The organism is Flavobacterium zhairuonense, from assembly GCF_004352915.1.
Taxonomy (GTDB): Bacteria; Bacteroidota; Bacteroidia; order Flavobacteriales; family Flavobacteriaceae; genus Flavobacterium; species Flavobacterium zhairuonense.
Genome location: NZ_SJSY01000074.1, coordinates 311,625 through 333,094, shown reverse-complemented (window position 1 = coordinate 333,094; position 21,470 = coordinate 311,625). Strand labels below are relative to the sequence as shown.

Here is a 21,470-nt window from a genome sequence, read left to right as displayed (position 1 = left end):
TTTTTAGAAAACATGAAAGATATTGCCAACCGTTTTACCGAAAATCCGCTGTTAACTCCAGCAGATATTCCTCCAAGTAGAGAAGGATTAGAAATCACCTGTCTTTTAAATCCGGGTGTATTTCGGTTCCAAAATAAAACATGGCTGGCCGTTCGGGTCGCAGAAAGACCAAAACAAATTGAAAACATTATTTCCTTTCCGATTTTAACAGAAACTGGAACGATTCAAATCATTGAAATTCTAAAAGACCATCCAGAATTGATCGCGACAGATGCTCGAGTAATCAATTTTCAAGGAAATGACTATCTAACCACACTTTCGCATATTAGATTGTTGTGCAGTGAAGATGGACATCATTTTTATGAACCAGAAGATTATCCACTTTTAGTTGGCGAAGGAATTCTAGAAACTTTTGGAATTGAAGATTGCAGAGTTTCATTACTAGAAGGAAAATATTATCTGACTTTTACTTCTGTTTCAGAAAATGGTGTTGGAGTTGGATTGCGTACCACAGCAGATTGGAAAGTCTTTCAAAAACACGGAATGATTTTGCCTCCACACAATAAAGACTGCGCAATTTTTGAAGAAAAAATAAACGGATTATTCTATGCTTTGCATCGCCCAAGCAGTGTTGATCTTGGTGGTAATTATATCTGGATTGCTTCTTCCCCTGATGGCATTCATTGGGGAAATCATAAATGCATTATCAAAACCCGAAAAAATTTCTGGGATAACAAAAGAGTTGGTGCTGGTGCCGCTCCGATTAAAACAGAAAAAGGCTGGTTAGAAATTTACCACGGCGCAAATGAACATCACTTATACTGTCTAGGAGCTTTTTTAATGGATTTGGAAGATCCATCAAAAGTAATTTCAAGAACCGAAGACCCTATTATGTTCCCAACAACTGATTATGAATTGAGTGGCTTTTTTGGAAATGTTGTTTTTACCAACGGACACATCGTAGAACCTGATGGCAACACGCTTACAATTTATTACGGAGCATCAGATGAATTTGTTTGTGGCGCTCAATTTTCAATTAAAGAAATCTTGTCACTTTTAGTCGCCATTTAAAACACAAAAAAAGATTTAGAACAATCTTATCCTAAACCTCTTTATATTGAATTTAATACTCTTGATCTAATTCACTTCATAAATAAATGATTCGGAAGGTTTTATTTTTACTCTCGCCACTCCTTCTCCATTCTTTATCGTAAAATACGTTTTATTCTCTGAATACAATTTGTCAACCAAAACATACGAACCATCTTTCAGTTTCCATTTTGAAATAACATCCGAAGGCACTTTCAACTCGAATTCACTTGTTTTTTCAGATGAAAAATTAGCAACAATAATCAATTTTTGTTTTTCAGACCATCTTGCATAGGAATAAATCAATTCATCATATCCTGCATTCTGACGATTTGCAGATTGGATTTCTTGAAAACTTCCCATTAAAGCTGAACTGTTAATCGAAAAGTTCAATAATCTTTTATAAAAATCTCTCAAGTTTTTTTCTGAATCAGATAACTTTCCGCCATCAAATTTCCCATCATTCATCCATTTTTGATGATTTGGAACTCCGATATAATCAAAAATAGATGTTCTAGAGCGTTTTCCAAAACCAGCATCTTCATTTCCAGCCTCTCCTACTTCTTGTCCAAAATAAACCATGGTAGGCGATGTACTAATTGTTGTTGAAACAACCATCAAAGGCTTTCCACGTTCTGGTGTTCCGGCAAATTCAGGACTTGCTAAACGCTGTTCATCATGATTATCTAAAAAATGAAGCATATGATGCTCTATATCTGCCATTCCTTTTTGAATATCCGACAAACCATCAGGCGAAGATTTTCCTCGAATTACATCTTTTAGTTTATCATACGTTTCAACTTTGTCATACAAATAGTCCATTTTCCCTAAACGAATGTAATTTCGATATTCGTTCGGATTATAAACTTCAGCCAATAAAAAAGCATCTGGATTTTTCATTTTAATTGCCGAATTCATATAACTCCAAAATTCGTACGGAACCATTTCGGCCATATCATAACGGAATCCATCAACACCTTTTGCTGTCCAATATAAAGCAATGTCTCTAAACTTTTTCCAAGAACTTGGCACATCTTTATCTTGCCAAAAAGCAAAATGATCTTTGTATGATTTCTGATCAAATCCCTCAGGAAGTTCAGGAAAATCTTTTGATCCATCTGGGCGAACACCATAATTTACTTTTACAGTTTCGTACCAATCATTTTGATCTGGCTTTGCTTTTCTAGAACCATTTCCAGTCCATTTCGCAGGATTCTCCGCAAATTTCCCATCAATAAGCGGATTTTTTTCTCCGTTTAAAGGAACATCATTATCTGGAATTTCGAAAGGAGCATTCGGAATATAATAAAAGTTGTTATCTCTTTTGTATTCAACAGTGACATCATCATCGGCACCAAAATCTCTTACGCCTTCAGGATTATTTTTCCCTTCATATTTTCTCGCAATATGATTTGGAACAATATCAATAATGAGTTTCAAACCTGCTTTATGCGTGCGCGAAATCAAAGCTTCAAATTCCTGTAATCTGTTTGTTGGATTTTCTGCCAAATCAGGGTTTACATTGTAATAATCCTTAACCGCGTACGGCGATCCTGCCCGTCCTTTTACCACTTCTGGATCATCGTTTGAAATACCAAAAGCTGTATAATCTCGCACTAATGCATGATGAGGTACGCCAGTGTACCAAATGTACGTCACACCTAAGTCTTTTATTTCATGGAGTGCTTTGTCTGTAAAATCATTGAACTTACCAACTCCATTCTCTTCGATCGTACCCCACGGTTTATTTGTCGTATTTTTATTTCCAAACAAACGTGTAAAAACTTGATAAACTACAACTTTATTTGCTGGAGCATTTTCTTCTTTCACATTATTCATTTTTAAATCTCTTGTTTTACATGCCGAAAAAAGCATGCTTGCTGCCATTCCCGCAGCAAAAAATCGTTTATTTATCATATTCTTTATAAAATCGGTCTATTTTGAGATTTCAGAATAAAATTTAGTTCTGAAAATCATTTCCTAAATTTACTCTAATTTTTACAACTCAAATAAAACTGATTTCAAATTGTTTTAAAATCAGCAAAAAACAGTTTACTACAACGAGAGAGTTGATCGTTTTGTTGATAAATTAAAGATCCTGAGATACAAAGAAACAATGGCTTTTAAATACCATTAAAAGTGTAAAAAAATCAACTTTAAATTTAAAACTATTCCCCTTTGTGCCTCCAAATCTAAAAATATAAATTAATCCTAATAACATTATAAGGTTGTAACCTTTTTCATAAATTTGACAAAAATTTAATCAATTGAAGAAAGCACTCTTTTTCATATCTTTTTGTCTGTTGTTATTGACTACTCAATTCGGTTTTGCGCAGGCATCAAAAAATAAGCCGGGAACTAAAAAAATCATTATCGAGAACGCTGACTTTTCTGATGTCAACCAGGAAATTGCGCCAGATGCAGTTTTATTGACTGGAAATGTAAAAATAAACCATGATGGAGTGGTTTTGACTTGCAACAAAGCTTATTTTTTTCAGAAAGAGAATTACTTAAAAGCTTTTGGAAATGTACAACTGGTGCAAGGCGATACTTTATACTTAAACAGCAAATATGCTGAATACAACGGAAATCTTAAAAAAGCCTTTGCGACTGGAGATGCTGTAATGACTTCCCCAGATGCTACTTTGCAAACGGATACAATTAATTTTGACCGAAATGTACAGCAAGTTTTTTACAATACAAAAGGAACGATTGTCAATAAAGACAATACTTTGGTAAGCAAATCAGGACGTTATTTTGTTGCAGAAAAAAAATTTCAATTTTTGACCGAAGTAACGATTACCAACCCAAAATACGTAATCAAATCAAATCATTTGGATTATTACAGTAATTCTGGACATACTTATTTACTCGGTCCTTCGACCATTACAAGTAAAGCCAATTACATTTATACCGAAAAAGGTTTTTATGACACAAAGAAAAATCTCGCTCATTTTCTTCGAAAATCATACATAAAATATGACGATAGGCGCATTGAGGGCGATAGTTTGTATTATAACCGAAATATTGAATTTGCATCGGCAAGTCGAAATGTAAAAATAACCGATTCTATAAATCGTGGCATTGTTAAGGGACATTATGCAGAGATTTACAAATTGAAAGATTCGATGTTTGTAACCAAAAGAGCTGTTGCAGTAAATTTTGTTGAAAATGATTCAGTTTATATTCACGGAAAAAAATTAATGGTAACTGGAAAAGAAGGCGAGCGAATTTTAAGAGCTTATAATAACGTACGTTTTTATAAAACCGATATGAGCGGTAAATGCGATTCGATTCATTCAAACTCTAAAACTGCGTTGACAAAATTGATCGGCAATCCGATTTTATGGAGTGGCGAAAGCCAGATTACTGGCGATGTAATGCATTTGATTGGCGACAACAATACCAAAAAAATAGATTCGTTAAAAGTACTGAACAACACTTTTCTGGTCTCGCGGGATACCCTCGGAACCGGATTTAATCAGGTAAAAGGTCTCAATTTATTCGGAAAATTTAAAGATGGAAAACTTCACAATGTTGATATTATCAAGAATACCGAAGTCATTTATTACAGCAGAAATGATCAAAATGAGCTTGTTGGAATTGATAAAAGTGTGAGCAGTAAAATCAATTTGATTATAGAAGACAATCAAATCGAAACTCTTACTCTTTTCACAAACGTTGACGGAGATTTATATCCTGAAGCCGATTTGCCTGAAAACGCCCGAAAACTAAGAGGTTTGCATTGGCGTGGCGACGAACGAATAAAATCGAAGGATGATATTTTTACCGATGAAGACAATGAACTAAATGAAAAATTAGTAAAAGAAGGAAAAGATCAGGAAGAAAAAGGCAAAGATGTCCCTATAAAAGTCAGGAAAGAAACCCTGAATTACGACAAAAAGAAGCCTGCTGTCAAGACGAAGAAATAGTTTTCAGTCTCAGTCTCAGTTTTCAGTATTCTGAGATCTTTTAGTTTTAAAAACTTAACCTAAGCCTAAAATAAAAACCTTAGTCCCTTAGTACCTTTGCCACTTTGAACCTTAAAAAAATGAATCCAGATTTTATAAAATATCAGGCGCAAACTTCTCCTTATCCGTTAGGAATGGAAGTTTCTCACGCCATTGGCTCTTATATTTACGACACAAACGATAAAAAATACTTAGATTTTGTTGCAGGTGTTTCTGCCTGTACACTCGGGCACCAACATCCACGCGTAAACCAAGCAATAAAAGATCAGTTGGACAAATATTCGCACGTTATGGTTTATGGCGAATATTCGCAAAGTCCAGCCGTTCAATATTGCAAATTAATGGCTTCACTCCTGCCTGAATCTTTAAACAAAACCTATTTGGTAAATTCTGGTACAGAAGCTATTGAAGGCGCTTTAAAATTGGCAAAAAGAACTACAGGACGCAGCCAACTGATTTCGTGCCATAATGCATATCATGGAAACACAATGGGTTCGATGAGCGTAATGGGTTTTGAAGAGCGAAAACAAGCTTTTAGACCACTTCTTCCAGATGTTGATTTTGTTACCTTCAACAATGAAGAAGATTTACAAAAAATAACCACTAGAACTGCTGCAATTCTTTTAGAAACTATTCAAGGAGGCGCTGGATTTATTCAGCCAGAAAATAATTATCTGGAGAAAGTGCGAAAGCGTTGTGATGAAGTTGGCGCATTAATGATTGTGGATGAAATTCAGCCAGGTTTCGGGCGAACAGGAAAGCTTTTTGGTTTTCAGAATTATAATGTCGTTCCAGATATTGTCGTGATGGGAAAAGGAATGGGTGGCGGAATGCCGGTTGGCGCATTTACTGCTTCGGCCGAAAAAATGGATTTGCTTACTGAAAACCCAAAATTAGGACATATCACAACTTTTGGTGGTCACCCTGTCATTGCGTCAGCCTGTCTTGCTACTTTGCAAGAATTAACTGAAACAAATTTAATGGCAGAAACGCTGGAAAAGGAAAAACTCTTCAGATCGCTTTTGGTACATCCTTTGATAACAGAAGTAAGAGGAAAAGGACTGATGTTGGCTGCCATGACAGAATCAGCTGAAATTACAAACGAAGTCATTTTAAATTGTCAAGACAAAGGATTGATTTTATTTTGGCTTTTATTTGAAGGATGTGCGATCAGGATAACGCCTCCTTTGACCATTTCAGAAGATGAAATTAGAGAAGGTTGTGCGACAATTTTGGCTGTGATGGATGAAATATTGAAGAAACAGGAATAACTCAATTTTGAAATCATTTTTCAAGCTTCAATGCGACTACATCAAATAATAAACAGCACATTTTCAATCGAATAAAATCATTTTTGAAAATAAAAAAAAGAACAAAACGAAGTTAATCCCTTAAGAATAAAAGGATATTTCTTCCTAAAATAGAATAAAAAACATCATATTTTGTTAATTAAATTGTTCAAAACAATTAATTCCCTTTCCTTACAACAATTATATGGTTGCCTAAATTTATAACAGGCTAATTTCAAATAGAGAAAGTATGCAATTAAGCAACGAAGAAGAAGATTATAACCTATCTCTATCCAAATTTGAGTCGATGTTAAAAACTAACAAAGTACTCTTTTTTGATTCTGAAGAATTTGAAGAAATTATTCTTCATTATTTAGATATAGGCAAGGCCAATTTAGCAAAAAAAGCCTTAAAACTTGCATTAGATCAGCATCCAAAATCTACAGGCTTAAAATTAGTACAAGTAGAAATGCTGGTTTACGACGACAAACTCGATATCGCCGAAAAGCTTTTAAACGAGTTGTATGCAATTGAACCGAACAACGAGGAAATTTATATCCAGAAAGCCAATATCTGCTCTAAAAGAGATCAACACGAAAAAGCTGTAGAATTACTGAAAATTGCGTTGCAATATACAGATGATTATGCTGATGTGTACAACTTGATTGGAATGGAATATCTTTTTATGGATAATCTTGAGATGGCAAAAGACAGCTTCATCAAATGTCTTGAAGAAGATTTAGAAGACCAGTCGGCCTTATATAACGTAGTGTATTGTTTTGAATTTTTAGACCAAAATCAAGAAGCTATTGTTTATCTTAACGAATACATCAACAGAAATCCGTATAGTGAAATTGCCTGGCATCAGCTTGGACGCTTGCATTATGGCGTAAAAGAATATGAAGCCGCTATTCGTGCTTTTGACTATGCAACGCTTATTGATGATGAATTTTTAGGTGCGTTTATGGAAAAAGCGAAAGCTTATGAACGCCTTAAAAAATACAACGAAGCAATTGAAAGCTACAATCGTACAATTGAGCTTGATGATGCAACTTCGTATGCTTTATTGCGTATTGGAAAATGCTACGAAAAACTTGGAAATGCTGTAAAAGCGCTTCAGTATTACAATCAAACCGTTCACGAAGATCCGCTTTTGGACAAAGGATGGATTGCGATTACTGATTTTTATATGCGTCAGAAAAATTTCCAAAAAGCATTGTTCTTTGTAAACAAAGCTTTGGCAATTGACAATCAAAATCGTTTGTACTGGAAACGCTACGCGACAATCAATAAACAAATGAACTTTTTTGAAGAAGCTGAATTTGGATATAGAAAAGCAGTAGAATTTGGAGATTACGCACTAGACACTTGGCTGTTTTGGGTTGATATTCTTCAATTTCTTGGCGAATTTGAAAGTGCAATTCAGACTTTGTTGCAAGCATCGGAATATTTTCCAGAAGAAAACGAAATTGAATACCGATTAGCGGGATTGTATTTCATGATTCAGGACAATACAAAAGCAAAATTCCATTTAAGTAATGGCTTGCGTTTAAACTTTGACAATTATATCTTGATTGAAGATTTGTTCCCTGTTGTATGGTCAAAAAAAATGGTAAAAAATTACATTGAAAAACATAAGAAATAAAGATGATTGATACTCTAAAAAGACGATTTGGCTTATTAGGCCGTAATATAAGTTACTCTTTTTCAAAAGGATATTTTACAGAAAAATTCAATAATGAAGTTTTTGCAGGCAATACCTATGAAAACTTCGATATTTCTGAAATCAGTCATTTCAAAGGATTGCTTAAAAACAATCCAGATTTGAAAGGCTTGAATGTTACAATTCCATACAAAGAGCAAGTTATTCCCTTTTTAGACAAACTTTCAACAAAAGCAACTTTAATTGGCGCCGTAAATACTATTAAGTTCACTAAAAATGGTAAACTTAAAGGCTACAATACTGACTACTATGGATTCAAAAAATCCTTAAAGCCATTATTAGAACCGCATCATAAAAAGGCATTGATTTTAGGAACCGGTGGCGCTTCAAAAGGTGTAGCTTTTGCACTTGATGAACTTGATATTCCTTATGTTTTTGTATCTAGAGAAGCTAAAGAAAACATAATTGATTATAGTTTAATCAACGCTACAACTTTTGACAATTTTCAAATCATAATCAATTGCACTCCAATAGGAACAAGCCCAAATATTGAAGCTTGCCCTGACTTGCCTTATGAATTTTTCACAGAAAAACATATCGCTTACGATTTAATTTATAATCCAGCAGAAACCCAATTTTTAAAAAATGCAAAAGAAAAAGGAGCAATTATTAAAAATGGTTACGATATGTTAATTTTTCAGGCCGAAAAAGCTTGGAAAATTTGGAACAAATAAAAAAAAGCTGACTATCAGAATGTTAAAGTAATTTTTGTAAATTAGTCTACTCATTTGTAGACAGTTATGAAAAAAAAACTACTTTACGTTTTCCTGTTTTTTCTGTTTGCTTTTTCAACTAAAGCACAAGATCAAGACATTAGCAAAGTCGATGGTCCCTTTAATGAACCACGATTTAATTATTTTCTAAAAACGATTTTGCTTTACAATGAATATTTGGATACTAAAAACGGTTCCTTCAATACAACCAATTTACGTATCCTGCATCCAATTGGAAACAAATCTTGGAATCTCAGATTTGATCTCCCTTTAATTTCCACTAATAATCCTAATTCAACCAATCAAACAGGTCTTGGTGACGTAGGTGCTGGAATTAGTTATATTCCCTACTTTAAAACAAATGAAGGATTTGCTGTTAGAACTAGAGTAACGGCGCCGTCAGCAGTTGCTACAAATTTTGGAAGTGGAAAATGGGTTGTTATTCCGGCATTTTTTTATGCAAGGTATTTTAAACAAAGACAATTTTTATGGATTTCTGATGTAGAACATTCTCAAAGTTTTGCAGGCTCAAGCAACAGAAGTGATGTTAGCGTAACCGTGATTGAAAACAATCTATTATGGTTCTTTGGCAAAAACTGGATTGCAACCGATGTAGCCTTTAGATACAATTATGTATTGGACGGCTTTCAAAATAATGCCTTTGTTGAATTTGGGCGAAAAATTACACCAAAAAATCTAGCATACGTACACCCAAGTGTAGCGTTTGGAGGTGAAAAATCTTATAATTTTGGTATAGAAATGGGATTGTTAGTTTTATTCTAGTTTAAAGATAAGTTAGATAAAAAGACTATCAATAACATTTTTCTTTTCCTTTTTCTAAAAAATCTAAGAAATATAAATTTTCACTTCATTCAACAAAAAAGATAAAATTAAAGTATCTTAATTGCAAAAATAGTGTAACTAATAAGGATTTAATCGTAAAATAAAGCATAAACAAGTGATTTATTTTGTATTTAGAAACACCTTCACTATCTTTCGCACTGTTAAAAGTAAAAACCTTATACATTTAAAATGTTAGAAGAAAAGAATGATAACCTGCAAGAAGCAGACGGAAAATTAGGAATCGACACTACTGATTCTATTCAAGAAAACGCAATTGATACATCGAGCGCTGAAACAACTGATGAAAATTCAGTTTCAGAAACAGAAACTGCACCAGTAGAAGCTGCCGTTGCTGAAGAAAATGATCATCAAGAAGCGCTAGACGCTATTACAAATTCTAATGCAGAAGAAAGTGAAGATGAAACGCTGAAGGAGCGTCATGACATTCCTATGAAGGATTATGACACTTTTACATTAGACGCTCTTGTTGATGAATTAAGAAAATTGATCCAAATTGACAAAGTAATGTCTGTCAAAGATCATATTGAAGAAATTAAAAAGTCATTTTTACTGCAATACAATCATTTAATTGAAGAGAAAAAAGAAGAATTCAACGCTTCAAAACAAGACCCAAATGAAGAATTTGAATATCATTCTCCTTTAAAATCTAAATTCGATGAATATTATAATGTTTTTAGAGAAAAAAGAAATGCTCATTTCAAGCATTTGCAAACCAACCTAAAATCAAATTTAGATAACAGACTTGCTATTGTAGAAGAGCTTAAAGAGTTAATCAATCCGCAGGAAAACATCAAAGATACCCTTAAGCATTTTAATGAATTAAGAGAAAGATGGAAAAATGCCGGAGCAATCCCAAAAGACAAATACAACCACGTTTGGAACAATTACCATTTTCACGTAGAAAACTTCTATGATTATCTGCATTTAGACCGTGAAGCGAGAGATTTGGATTTCAAATACAATTTGGAACAAAAGCAAAAAATCATCACACGTGTTGAAGAATTGGCTAATGAAACTGATATCAGCAAAGCATTCCGTGAATTACAGGATTTACATAGAATTTGGAAAGAAGACATTGGGCCAGTTTCTAAAGAACACCGTGATTCAATTTGGAATAAATTTAGTGAACTGACAAAAAAAATACACGACAAGAGAGAATTATTGTTTGAAAGCCAAAGAGCAAACGAACAAAAAAATCTTGAAGTTAAAAAAGAAATAATTGGCAAAATCGAAGTTTTAGGAACTGAAAAAGTAAATTCACATTCGCAATGGCTTGTTCAGATCCAAAAAGTTGAAGAACTTAGAAATGAGTTTTTTGCAGCAGGAAAAGTTCCTTCAGAAGTAAACGAAGAAACTTGGGCCGCTTTTAAAACTGCAGTTCGCAACTTCAATGCATTCAAAAATTCGTTTTACAAAGACATTAAAAAAGACCAAAACGATAATTTAAACAAAAAAATGGCTCTCGTAGCAAAAGCAAAAGAGCTTCAGGAAAGTACTGATTTTAGTTCTACAACTCCAATCATGAAACAAATTCAGGAAGAGTGGAAACAAATTGGCCACGTTCCGAAAAAATATTCAGATAAAATCTGGAAAGAGTTTAAAGATGCCTGCAACCATTATTTTGACAAACTAAAAGAGCACAAATCAGAAGAAAATGCTGATGAAGTAGCTGCTTTTGACAACAAAAAAGCATATTTGGACATCTTAAGAGCTTATCAACTTACGGGAGATCACAAAACTGATTTAGATGCCATTAAACAGCATATCGAAATCTGGAAAGGTTATGGAAAAGTACCTTTTTCAAGACGCCACATTGAAGGAAAATTCAACAAGATCCTGGATGCGCTTTTTGAAAAATTAAGCTTGAGCAAAAAAGAAAGCGAAATGATGCGTTTTTCTAATCGTCTTGATTCACTTTCAGACAGCAACGACACACGCAAACTAGATAATGAAAAAATCTTTATCATGCGTAAAATTGAGGAAGTTCAAAATGAAATTTTCCAATTAGAAAACAATATCCAGTTTTTTACAAATACGAAGAATGCTAAAAAAGAAAACTCAATTGTTCTAGAAGTACGCAAAAACATTGCAATCCACAAAGAAAGTCTTGAACTATGGAAAGACAAACTAAAACAGTTGCGTAATTTAAATCAAGAATAGAAATAAAAAATACAACTTTTTTAAATTCCAAATTCCAGTAAAAGCAAACAACTGGAATTTGGAATTTTAATTTTATATAAGATGCAAGAACGACTCTTTGCATCTTTTTTTATGCATTTCACTTTCAGATAACAAATTGATAAAGCGACACTTAAAAATATTGACTATATTTGGTATTGTCATCACAATTGATAATCAATATCTTAACCACATTTATTAATCAAAAAATAACTCTAATATGAAATTTACAAGAAAAGCACATGCTAACTGGAAAGGAACCGGCATGGAAGGCAAAGGAACAATAAGCACACAAAGCACAACTTTAGATAATGCACAATTATCATTTAAAACCAGATTCGCAGATGGCGTAGGAACAAACCCGGAAGAACTTGTTGCGGCCGCGCATTCGGGCTGTTTTACAATGCAATTGAGCTTTTTGCTGAATGAAGCAGGTTTTACAGCAGATGATTTAACGACCGAAGCTACAGTAACTTTTGAAGACGGAACAATAACATTAATCCATTTAGAATTAAAAGGAAAAGTTCCTTCAATTTCAGCTGAAGAATTTAATGCGACAGCAGCAAAAGCAAAAGAGATTTGTCCAATCTCTAAACTTTTAAATACAACCATAACGCTGAATGCAACTTTAGAAAGTTAATTAAAACTTTAAGACATAAAAAAAACCATTCACAATAGTGAATGGTTTTTTTATGAATTCTATTTCTTATTATCCTTTAGCCTTCAACGCTTTAGCTTCAGCTGTCATTTCAAGAGCACTATAAACCCCCAACAATGTTTTCTTAACATCATCATTTTGAGGATCTAATTCATTAGCTTTTTTAAGATAAGGAATCACGCTTTTGAAAACACTTTCTCTTTGCGCTTTTAACACATCATAACGCTTCATATCTTTAGCTGATGTACCTAATTTATTCATTTCGTCAATGATAGGTTTTTCAGCCTCTAATTTTAGAGCTGCAATATTGATATAAGCATTTACATAATCAGGTTTGATTTCAATTGCTTTCGTGTAATATTTCTCTGCGTCAGCAGTATTTTTTGCTCCAGCACTGATAACTCCCAAGTTAAAAATCAAGTCAGCATTGTTTGGATCTTTTTCCAAAGCTTCGTTAACTAATTTTTTGTATGTATCAAAATCTTTAGTTTCCAAGTATAAGTTAGCTTCAGTAAGAATCAAAGAAGTATCATCTGGGTTTGTTTTTCTTGCATCAGCAATTGCTTTTTTAGCGTCTTCAGTTCTTCCTTTTTGAACTAAAATCAAAGCTAAATTTTTGTAGATCTCACCTCTTTTAGAAGGAATAGCTTCTGTTTTAGGCTTTTCATGAGTTCCTAATTTCACAGCTAAATCTCTGTCTTTTGCATTAGCAAACCCATCTTCGCTTCCAGAAATTTTGTTTACAGCAGTATACTGAGTTCCTTTTCCAGAATAGTTTAATTTTTTCAACTCTTCATACATTGGCAAAGCAGTATCATAATCCTGCGCATTTACAGCTGTTGAAGCTGCATAGTATAAATTAATTGTATCATTCTTATCTAATTGATAAGCGTCATACAATTTTTGCGCACTTTCCTTATGCTTATTCGCTTGAGAATCAGCAATAGCCGAATTGATTAATTTTCCTTTGATTTCAGTAATTGAAGCAGCAGCTTGAGTTGAATACTTTTGTTTACCAGAAGTTTTTTCAACATCAATTAATGTTTTGTAGCTTTCAGCAGCAGCAGTCAAGTTTTTGCTTTCATCTACTTTTTTGTTTGCTAAATCCAAATAAGCATTTCCTTTAACAAAATAGTATTGCGCTTGCTCAACATCTTTAGCGTTTGTTACTAAGTTCTCTGCATCTTTCAATATTGCAATTGCTCCTTGAGCATCACCGCTTTTTAGCGCTTTTTCAGCACTTTTGATTTGGTCCTTCTGAGCAAAAGTAGCTACTGAAATCAATAATGCTGAAGCAAGTATTACATATTTACTTTTCATAATATTCAATTTGTGTATTTAATTTTAATTTTTCTTTTTTTACTATTCTTCTGATTCCTCCTCATCAGATTCTTCTTCGTCCTCAACTACATCATCAGCGTCATCATCGTCGTCGTCAGCAGTTCCGTCATCTTCAAGAACTTCATCAAGATCTGGCTTCACTCTTTCGATTGCAGACTCCACTACATTTCCATCTTCATCAACAACAACTTCTTCGGCGTCATCTTTCATTACTTTCGTAACCGCAGCGATAGAATCTTTTCCTTTCAAGTTGATCAATCTAACACCTTGAGTTGCACGTCCCATAACACGTAGATCCTCAATAGCCATTCTGATTGTCAATCCTGATTTATTGATAATCATTAAATCGTCAGAATCAGTTACAGCATTGATAGAGATTAATTTTCCTGTTTTCTCAGTGATATTAAGTGTTTTAACTCCTTTACCACCACGGTTTGTAATTCTATAAACATCTTCTCCATCTTCGTCAACCAATTTGGTACGTTTTCCGTATCCATTTTCAGTAACAACCAAGATTTGAGATTCAGCTATATCATTTTTATCAACAGTTACCATTCCGATTACTTCATCAGCATCATCTTTTAAAGTAATTCCGCGAACACCAGAAGCTGTTCTTCCCATCGGACGTGTTTTAGTCTCTTCAAAACGAACTAATTTACCAGACTTAACTGCCATAATGATTTGGCTTTCACCGTTAGTCAATTGCGCTCCAATCAGTTCATCTCCTTCTTTAATTGTAATTGCAGCAACACCGTTTACACGAGGCTTAGAATATTTCTCTAAAGAAGTTTTCTTAACCTGTCCTTGTTTTGTTACCATTACAAGGTTATGTGTATTGATGTAATCTTTATCTTTTAAGTCTTGTGTACAAATGAAAGCTTTTACTTTATCATCACTTTCAATATTCACCAAGTTCTGGATTGCTCTACCTTTTGCTGTTTTGCTTCCTTCTGGAATTTCGTACACACGCATCCAGAAACATTTTCCTTTTTGCGTAAAGAACATCATATATTGGTGGTTTGTCGCAACGAACATGTGTTCCAAGAAATCCTGATCTCTTGTTCCAGCACTTTTTTGGCCAACTCCTCCTCTATTCTGAGTTTTGTATTCTGTCAAGTTGGTACGTTTGATATAACCAGCGTGCGAAATTGTAATTACAACATTTTCGTCAGCAATTAAATCTTCAATACTTACATCTCCTCCAGAATATTCAATTTGAGAACGACGCTCATCACCGTATTTATCACGGATTTCAGTCAATTCTTCTTTGATCAAATCAATTCTTAAATTAACATCTGCTAATAAAGCTTTCAAATGCTCGATCAACTTCATTAATTCTTCAAACTCAGCTCTTAATTTATCTTGCTCCAGACCTGTCAATTGACGCAAACGCATCTCAACAATAGCACGAGCCTGAATATCAGAAAGTTTAAATCTTTCGATTAACTTCTCTCTTGCTTCATCTGTGTTTTTAGAACCTCTAATTAACGCAATTACTTCGTCGATATTATCTGAAGCAATAATTAATCCTTCTAAAATATGTGCTCTTTCTTCCGCTTTGCGTAATTCGAATTGTGTTCTTCTAACAACTACATCGTGACGGTGCTCAATAAAATAATGAATCATATCTTTTAGATTCAATAATTGAGGACGTCCTTTTACTAATGCAATGTTGTTTACACTAAAAGAAGATTGTAATTGAGTGTATTTATATAAGGTATTCAAAACTACGTTTGGCGTAGCATCACGTTTCAAGATATAAACGATACGCATACCGCTTCTATCCGACTCGTCACGGATATTGGCAATACCTTCAATTTTTTTATCGTTAACCAAATCAGCCGTACGTTTAATCATTTCGGCTTTGTTAACTTGATATGGAATTTCAGTAACGATGATGCATTCTCTTCCGTCAACTTCTTCAAATCCAACTTTCGCACGCATTACAATACGTCCTCTACCCGTTTTGAAAGCTTCACGAACACCTTCGTACCCATAAATAATACCTCCTGTTGGAAAATCCGGAGCTTTAATGTGAGACATTAACTCATCAACTTCAATATCATTATTATCAAGGTATGCTAATGTACCATTGATAACTTCAGTTAAATTGTGTGGTGGCATATTCGTTGCCATACCAACTGCAATACCAGTCGCTCCGTTTACTAATAAAGTAGGAACTCTTGTCGGCATTACTTTTGGTTCATATATAGTATCGTCAAAGTTTAATTGAAAATCAACTGTTTCTTTTTCGATATCTGCCATAATTTCTTCCGAAATCTTGCGCATTCTGGCCTCAGTATAACGCATAGCTGCAGGACTATCCCCATCTACAGAACCAAAGTTACCCTGACCATCAACTAATAAATATCGCATACTCCACTCCTGAGCCATACGAACCATCGCATCATAAACTGAAGTATCTCCGTGTGGGTGATACTTACCCAGAACCTCTCCTACGATTCTTGCAGATTTTTTGTGGGCAGATCTTGAAGTTACACCTAAATCATACATTCCGTAAAGAACTCTTCGGTGCACTGGTTTTAAGCCATCTCTAACATCCGGAAGTGCTCTCGATACAATTACTGACATCGAATAATCGATGTAAGCTGATTTCATTTCATCCTCAATGTTAATAGGAATTAACTTTTCTCCTTCAGACATAAGTTGTTATGTTTAAATAATTATATTAGTTTCAAAGCGTGCCAAGATACGTTTTTTTGAAATTTTTTCAGCTATTTCCTTACACTTATTTCAATGATTTATTAACAACTTTATTTTCGCTTTTAGTTAATAAATTAAGCGTTTTTTAACGCTTTTATTGTTATTTTTTTTGTCAATTAGCTGACAGTAGATATCGCTAGGTATGATTTTTGTTTTTCAACCAGTAAATAATTAAATTTACATTACGAATTAATATATTATGGATGATAATTTTTCACCAAGGGTAAAAGATGTTATTACATACAGTAAGGAAGAAGCTCTCCGCCTAGGGCACGACTTTATTGGTACTGAACATCTAATGCTAGGCATTTTAAGAGATGGTAACGGAAAAGCTATTCATATACTTAATAACCTAGCAGTCGATTTAGATCATTTACGCAGGAAAGTAGAAATACTCAGTCCGGCCAATCACAGCATTGAGATAAACACTGAAAAGAAAAACCTTCACCTAACACGTCAGGCCGAAAGAGCCCTTAAGACAACATTTCTTGAAGCAAAAGTATTTCAAAGCTCGTCGATTAGCACGGCACACCTGCTTTTGTGCATCTTACGAAACGAAAACGATCCAACAACCAAGCTATTGAATAAGCTAAAAATAGATTATGACATAGCTAAAGAACAATATCTAAACATGACGCCAAACGAAGAAGAATTCTTAGAAAACTTGCCAAGAAATGAGTCATACAATGACGATTCAGGACAAGATGACAGTCTAAAAGAAAGCAGTTTTAATAATCCCGCCAATAAGTCAAACAAAAAATCTAAAACTCCGGTGTTAGATAATTTTGGGAGAGATTTAACAGAAATGGCCGAGGAAGGAAAATTAGATCCTGTCGTAGGACGCGAAAAAGAAATTGAACGCGTTTCTCAAATTTTAAGCCGAAGAAAAAAGAACAACCCGCTTCTTATTGGAGAACCTGGAGTTGGTAAATCTGCTATTGCAGAAGGACTGGCTCTACGCATTATCCAAAAGAAAGTATCTCGTATTCTTTTCCACAAACGTGTAGTAACTCTTGATCTAGCAAGTTTAGTTGCCGGAACAAAATATAGAGGACAATTTGAGGAAAGAATGAAAGCCGTAATGAACGAGCTTGAGAAAAATGACGACATTATTCTTTTCATTGATGAAATCCATACTATTGTAGGCGCTGGAGGAGCAACAGGTTCGCTTGATGCTTCAAACATGTTCAAACCTGCTTTAGCAAGAGGCGAAATTCAATGTATTGGTGCTACTACTCTTGATGAGTACAGACAATATATTGAAAAAGACGGCGCCTTGGAAAGACGTTTCCAAAAAGTAATTGTGGAACCAACTTCTGTTGAAGAAACAATCGCTATTTTGAACAATGTAAAAGACAAATACGAAGATCACCACAATGTAACTTATACTCCAGAAGCAATTGAAGCTTGTGTAAAATTAACAAACAGATACATGTCTGAGCGTTTCTTACCAGACAAAGCTATTGATGCAATGGATGAAGCTGGATCACGTGTTCATATTACCAATATTGATGTTCCAAAACAAATTTTGGATTTAGAACGTCAATTGGAAGAAGTGCGCGAAATGAAGAATATGGTAGTTAAAAAACAAAAATACGAAGAAGCTGCCAAACTTCGCGATGATGAAAAACGCATCGAAAAAGATCTTGCTTTAGCTCAAGAACAATGGGAAGAAGATTCTAAAAACAACAGAATTGAAGTTACAGAAGATAATGTAGCCGATGTTGTTTCTATGATGACCGGGATTCCTGTAAACAGAATTGCACAAACAGAAAGCAATAAATTAGCGCATTTGCCTGAATTAATTCAGAATAAAGTAATTGGTCAAAATGAAGCTGTTTTGAAAATTGCACGTTCAATTCAACGTAACAGAGCCGGACTTAAAGATCCGAACAAACCAATTGGTTCTTTCATTTTCTTAGGTCAGACTGGTGTTGGTAAAACGCAATTGGCAAAAGTATTGGCAAAAGAATTATTTGATTCTGAAGATGCTTTAGTTCGTATTGATATGAGCGAATACATGGAAAAATTCGCGATCTCTCGTTTAGTTGGAGCGCCTCCGGGATACGTTGGTTACGAAGAAGGTGGACAATTAACTGAAAAAGTTCGTAGAAAACCATATTGCGTAGTTCTTTTAGATGAGATCGAAAAAGCGCATCCAGATGTATTCAATATGATGCTTCAGGTTTTAGATGATGGATATTTGACAGATAGTTTAGGTCGTAAAATTGACTTTAAAAACACTATTATTATCATGACATCTAACGTTGGTGCTCGCCAATTGAAAGACTTTGGGCAAGGTGTTGGATTCGGAACTGCCGCAAGAACAGCTCAGGCTGATGAAAACTCAAAAAGCATTATCGAAAATGCATTGAAGAAAACTTTTGCTCCTGAATTCTTAAACAGAATTGACGACGTAATTGTATTCAACGCACTAGAAAAAGCTGATATCGATTTGATTATCGAAATCGAATTGAAAAAACTATATTCTCGTATTGCAGAGTTAGGCTACAAATTAAGCTTGACTGACAAAGCAAAAGCGTTTATTGCCGAAAAAGGTTTTGACAAACAATTTGGAGCTAGACCGCTAAAAAGAGCAATTCAGAAGTATGTTGAAGATTTGTTAGCCGAAGAAATCATCACTTCAAAAATTCATTCTGGCGATGAAATCATGATGGACTTGAAAGATGATTCACAAGAATTATCAGTTGAAATCCATAAAGCTGAAGAGCCGACAAATCAGTAAATTAGTTTAAATATATAACAGAAATAACCTACCCGTTACGTTTTCATAACATAACGGGTATTTTTTTTATTAAAAATCACTATCTTTAGTAAAAGCAAATAGCTATTTTTGAATTTAAATTCTATAATAAAAACAACTTATGCTTCAAAACAAAGTCATTTTAGGCAGCGAAGAATGGTGCTCATTTCCAGAACTCGGAATCCCAACTATTAAAGCTCGTGTGGATTCTGGCGCCAAAACTTCGGCAATGCATGCAATAAACATAGCTCCTTTTATAAAAAATGATGCCAATTGGGTGAAATTCGATATTAATCCAATTCAGAATAATATCAAAACTATCATTCATTGTGAAGCTCCATTGGTCGATAAAAGAATCGTAAAAAGCTCAAGCGGTTTTAGAGAACATCGTTATGTGATTCAAACCAGCTTGAAAATTGGAGATGCTAAATGGCCAATCGAAATGACTTTGACCAACCGCGATTCTATGGGATTTAGAATGCTTTTAGGACGCGAAGCCATGAGCGGAAGAGTTTTAGTTGATCCTGAACAAAAATATCTTTTAGGACAGCCTACAGCAGAATCTTTAAAAGAATTATACCAAAATTCAGAAAAAGCAAAAACAGGCTTGCGAATTGGTCTTTTGGCCAGCAATCCAGAATTGTACAGCAATAAAAGAATCATGGAGGCCGGCGAAATGCGCGGACACGAAATGCATTTCCTTAATATCAAGGAATGCTACATGAAATTGGACGCCAAAAAACCAGAGATTCATTACAGAGGCGGAAAAATCCTAAATGAGTTTGACGCAATTATTCCGAGAATCAGACCAAGTATTACCTTTTATGGCTGTGCGTTAACGCGTCAATTTGAAGCCTTAAAGGTTTTTGTTTTGAATTCCGCCACAGCAATTACACAATCAAGAGATAAATTATATTCACTGCAATTGCTTTTGAATAGCGGTATCGATATTCCAACAACTGGTTTTGCGAATTCTCCGCTTGATACAGACAATTTAATCAAAATGGTTGGCGGTTCACCTTTGATTGTAAAATTATTGGAAGGAACACAAGGAAAAGGCGTTGTTTTAGCCGAAACCAAAAAAGCTGCAGAAAGTGTTATTAATGCTTTCAAAAGCTTAAATGCTAATATTCTAGTTCAGGAATTCATCAAAGAAGCCAACGGAAAAGATATTCGTTGTTTTGTGATTGACGGAAAAGTAGTCGCAGCAATTCAGCGCGAAGCAATGCCGGGCGAATTTAGAGCTAATATTCACTTAGGCGGAACTGCATCTGTTATAAAAGTAACTGCTGAAGAAAAAAAGATTGCTATAAAAGCGGCAAAAGCAATGGATTTAAAAGTAGCCGGAGTAGATATTATTCGATCTTCTAAAGGCCCATTATTGCTTGAAGTAAACTCTTCACCAGGTCTTGAAGGAATTGAAGGCGCAACAAATAAAGATGTTGCTGGAGAAATGATTAAAGCGATTGAGAAAAATTTCAAACTCTAATTAAGTTCATCTAAACTTAATTACATCTGAATATTTTAGCAGCTTTGCCAAAGTTTAAAACTTTGGCAAAGCTTTTTTATTTAACTTTAAAAGAAAAAAAATAAGAAATGAATCAATTCCCTTATTTAGATATAATCATACGAAGCGTAGCTGTCTATTTTTTTATGACGATCGCTCTAAGAATCTTTGGCAAAAAAGAACTTTCGCAGTTAAACACAGCCGATGTAATTCTAATTTTATTGATCAGCAACTCGGTCCAAAATGCAATGGTCGGGCCTGACACAAGCTTAACAGGCGGTTTGATCGCCGCTTTGGTCTTATTTATCATTAATTACATAATCAAAAAACTGACACACAAATACAAACTTTTTGGCGACATATTGCTAGACAAACCAGAAGTTTTAATTCATGACGGAAAACTCGATTTCAAAGCCTTAAGCCGCCTAGATATTTCGGATGAAGAACTAAAAGAAGCCATGAGAGAACACGGCATCGAGTTTTTTAAAAATGTAAAACTAGCAATGCTAGAAATCGACGGAACCATCAGCATTATTTCTGAAGATGAAAAAAAGCTAAAGCAAACGCATTTCAAAAGAAAACACAATCGCAAGAATATGCAGAATTTCTAATGCAAAAAAGAGCCGATTTCAATTTGAAAACGGCTCTT

At 34.3% G+C, this 21,470-nt stretch carries 14 protein-coding genes; 11 read left to right on the top strand and 3 right to left on the bottom strand.

Annotated features, from left to right (window positions below):
• Window positions 1-12: 12 nt before the first annotated feature.
• On the top strand, window positions 13-1,071 hold the full coding sequence (locus EYY60_RS15775) for a glycoside hydrolase family 130 protein (protein ID WP_132990276.1): 1,059 nt from the start codon (window positions 13-15) through the stop codon (window positions 1,069-1,071).
• A 66-nt stretch (window positions 1,072-1,137) separates the two neighbouring features.
• Here the strand turns inward: EYY60_RS15775 and EYY60_RS15770 are convergent, their stop codons facing one another.
• Window positions 1,138-3,006 carry an alpha-amylase family glycosyl hydrolase gene (locus tag EYY60_RS15770; protein WP_132990275.1) on the bottom strand — a complete coding sequence of 623 codons (1,869 nt, stop codon included), beginning with the start codon at window positions 3,004-3,006 and terminating at the stop codon, window positions 1,138-1,140.
• Between the two features lie 350 nt (window positions 3,007-3,356).
• Here EYY60_RS15770 and EYY60_RS15765 point away from each other — a divergent pair, with 350 nt between their 5' ends.
• The 7 genes from EYY60_RS15765 to EYY60_RS15735 all read left to right on the top strand — a co-directional run bounded on the left by EYY60_RS15765 (window position 3,357) and on the right by EYY60_RS15735 (window position 12,467).
• Window positions 3,357-5,021, top strand: a complete 1,665-nt coding sequence (locus EYY60_RS15765) for an OstA-like protein (protein ID WP_394346643.1) — start codon at window positions 3,357-3,359, stop codon at window positions 5,019-5,021.
• 119 nt (window positions 5,022-5,140) lie between these two features.
• Window positions 5,141-6,331 carry an aspartate aminotransferase family protein gene (locus EYY60_RS15760; RefSeq protein WP_132990274.1) on the top strand — a complete coding sequence of 397 codons (1,191 nt, stop codon included), beginning with the start codon at window positions 5,141-5,143 and terminating at the stop codon, window positions 6,329-6,331.
• 268 nt (window positions 6,332-6,599) lie between these two features.
• Window positions 6,600-7,994: a tetratricopeptide repeat protein gene (locus EYY60_RS15755; protein ID WP_132990273.1), complete on the top strand. Its 1,395-nt coding sequence runs from the start codon at window positions 6,600-6,602 to the stop codon at window positions 7,992-7,994.
• Window positions 7,995-7,996: 2 nt separating this feature from the next.
• Window positions 7,997-8,746, top strand: coding sequence for a shikimate dehydrogenase family protein (locus EYY60_RS15750; RefSeq protein ID WP_132990272.1), 750 nt, complete (start codon window positions 7,997-7,999; stop codon window positions 8,744-8,746).
• A 66-nt stretch (window positions 8,747-8,812) separates the two neighbouring features.
• Entirely contained in the window at window positions 8,813-9,568 is a 756-nt protein-coding gene (locus EYY60_RS15745; protein ID WP_132990271.1) for a lipid A phosphoethanolamine transferase, read from the top strand.
• Between the two features lie 249 nt (window positions 9,569-9,817).
• A complete protein-coding gene (locus EYY60_RS15740) occupies window positions 9,818-11,809 on the top strand; it encodes a DUF349 domain-containing protein (protein WP_132990270.1) in 1,992 nt (663 codons plus the stop codon).
• A gap of 238 nt (window positions 11,810-12,047) precedes the next feature.
• Window positions 12,048-12,467, top strand: coding sequence for an OsmC family protein (locus EYY60_RS15735; protein ID WP_132990269.1), 420 nt, complete (start codon window positions 12,048-12,050; stop codon window positions 12,465-12,467).
• Window positions 12,468-12,536: 69 nt separating this feature from the next.
• Here EYY60_RS15735 and EYY60_RS15730 read toward each other — a convergent pair whose 3' ends face one another.
• Together EYY60_RS15730 and gyrA are read right to left on the bottom strand one after the other, a co-directional pair.
• Window positions 12,537-13,805 (bottom strand): tetratricopeptide repeat protein, encoded by a 1,269-nt coding sequence (locus EYY60_RS15730; RefSeq protein ID WP_132990268.1) that lies wholly within the window; start codon window positions 13,803-13,805, stop codon window positions 12,537-12,539.
• A 42-nt stretch (window positions 13,806-13,847) separates the two neighbouring features.
• Window positions 13,848-16,490 (bottom strand): DNA gyrase subunit A, encoded by a 2,643-nt coding sequence (gene gyrA, locus EYY60_RS15725; RefSeq protein ID WP_132990267.1) that lies wholly within the window; start codon window positions 16,488-16,490, stop codon window positions 13,848-13,850.
• Between the two features lie 259 nt (window positions 16,491-16,749).
• Here gyrA and EYY60_RS15720 point away from each other — a divergent pair, with 259 nt between their 5' ends.
• From EYY60_RS15720 to EYY60_RS15710, 3 genes are all read left to right on the top strand, one after another.
• Window positions 16,750-19,296 carry an ATP-dependent Clp protease ATP-binding subunit gene (locus EYY60_RS15720; RefSeq protein ID WP_132990266.1) on the top strand — a complete coding sequence of 849 codons (2,547 nt, stop codon included), beginning with the start codon at window positions 16,750-16,752 and terminating at the stop codon, window positions 19,294-19,296.
• A gap of 139 nt (window positions 19,297-19,435) precedes the next feature.
• Complete coding sequence (rimK, locus tag EYY60_RS15715; protein ID WP_026729332.1) at window positions 19,436-20,803, top strand: 30S ribosomal protein S6--L-glutamate ligase; 1,368 nt, start codon at window positions 19,436-19,438, stop codon at window positions 20,801-20,803.
• Between the two features lie 107 nt (window positions 20,804-20,910).
• On the top strand, window positions 20,911-21,432 hold the full coding sequence (locus tag EYY60_RS15710) for a DUF421 domain-containing protein (protein WP_132990265.1): 522 nt from the start codon (window positions 20,911-20,913) through the stop codon (window positions 21,430-21,432).
• The last annotated feature ends 38 nt before the right edge of the window (window positions 21,433-21,470 follow it).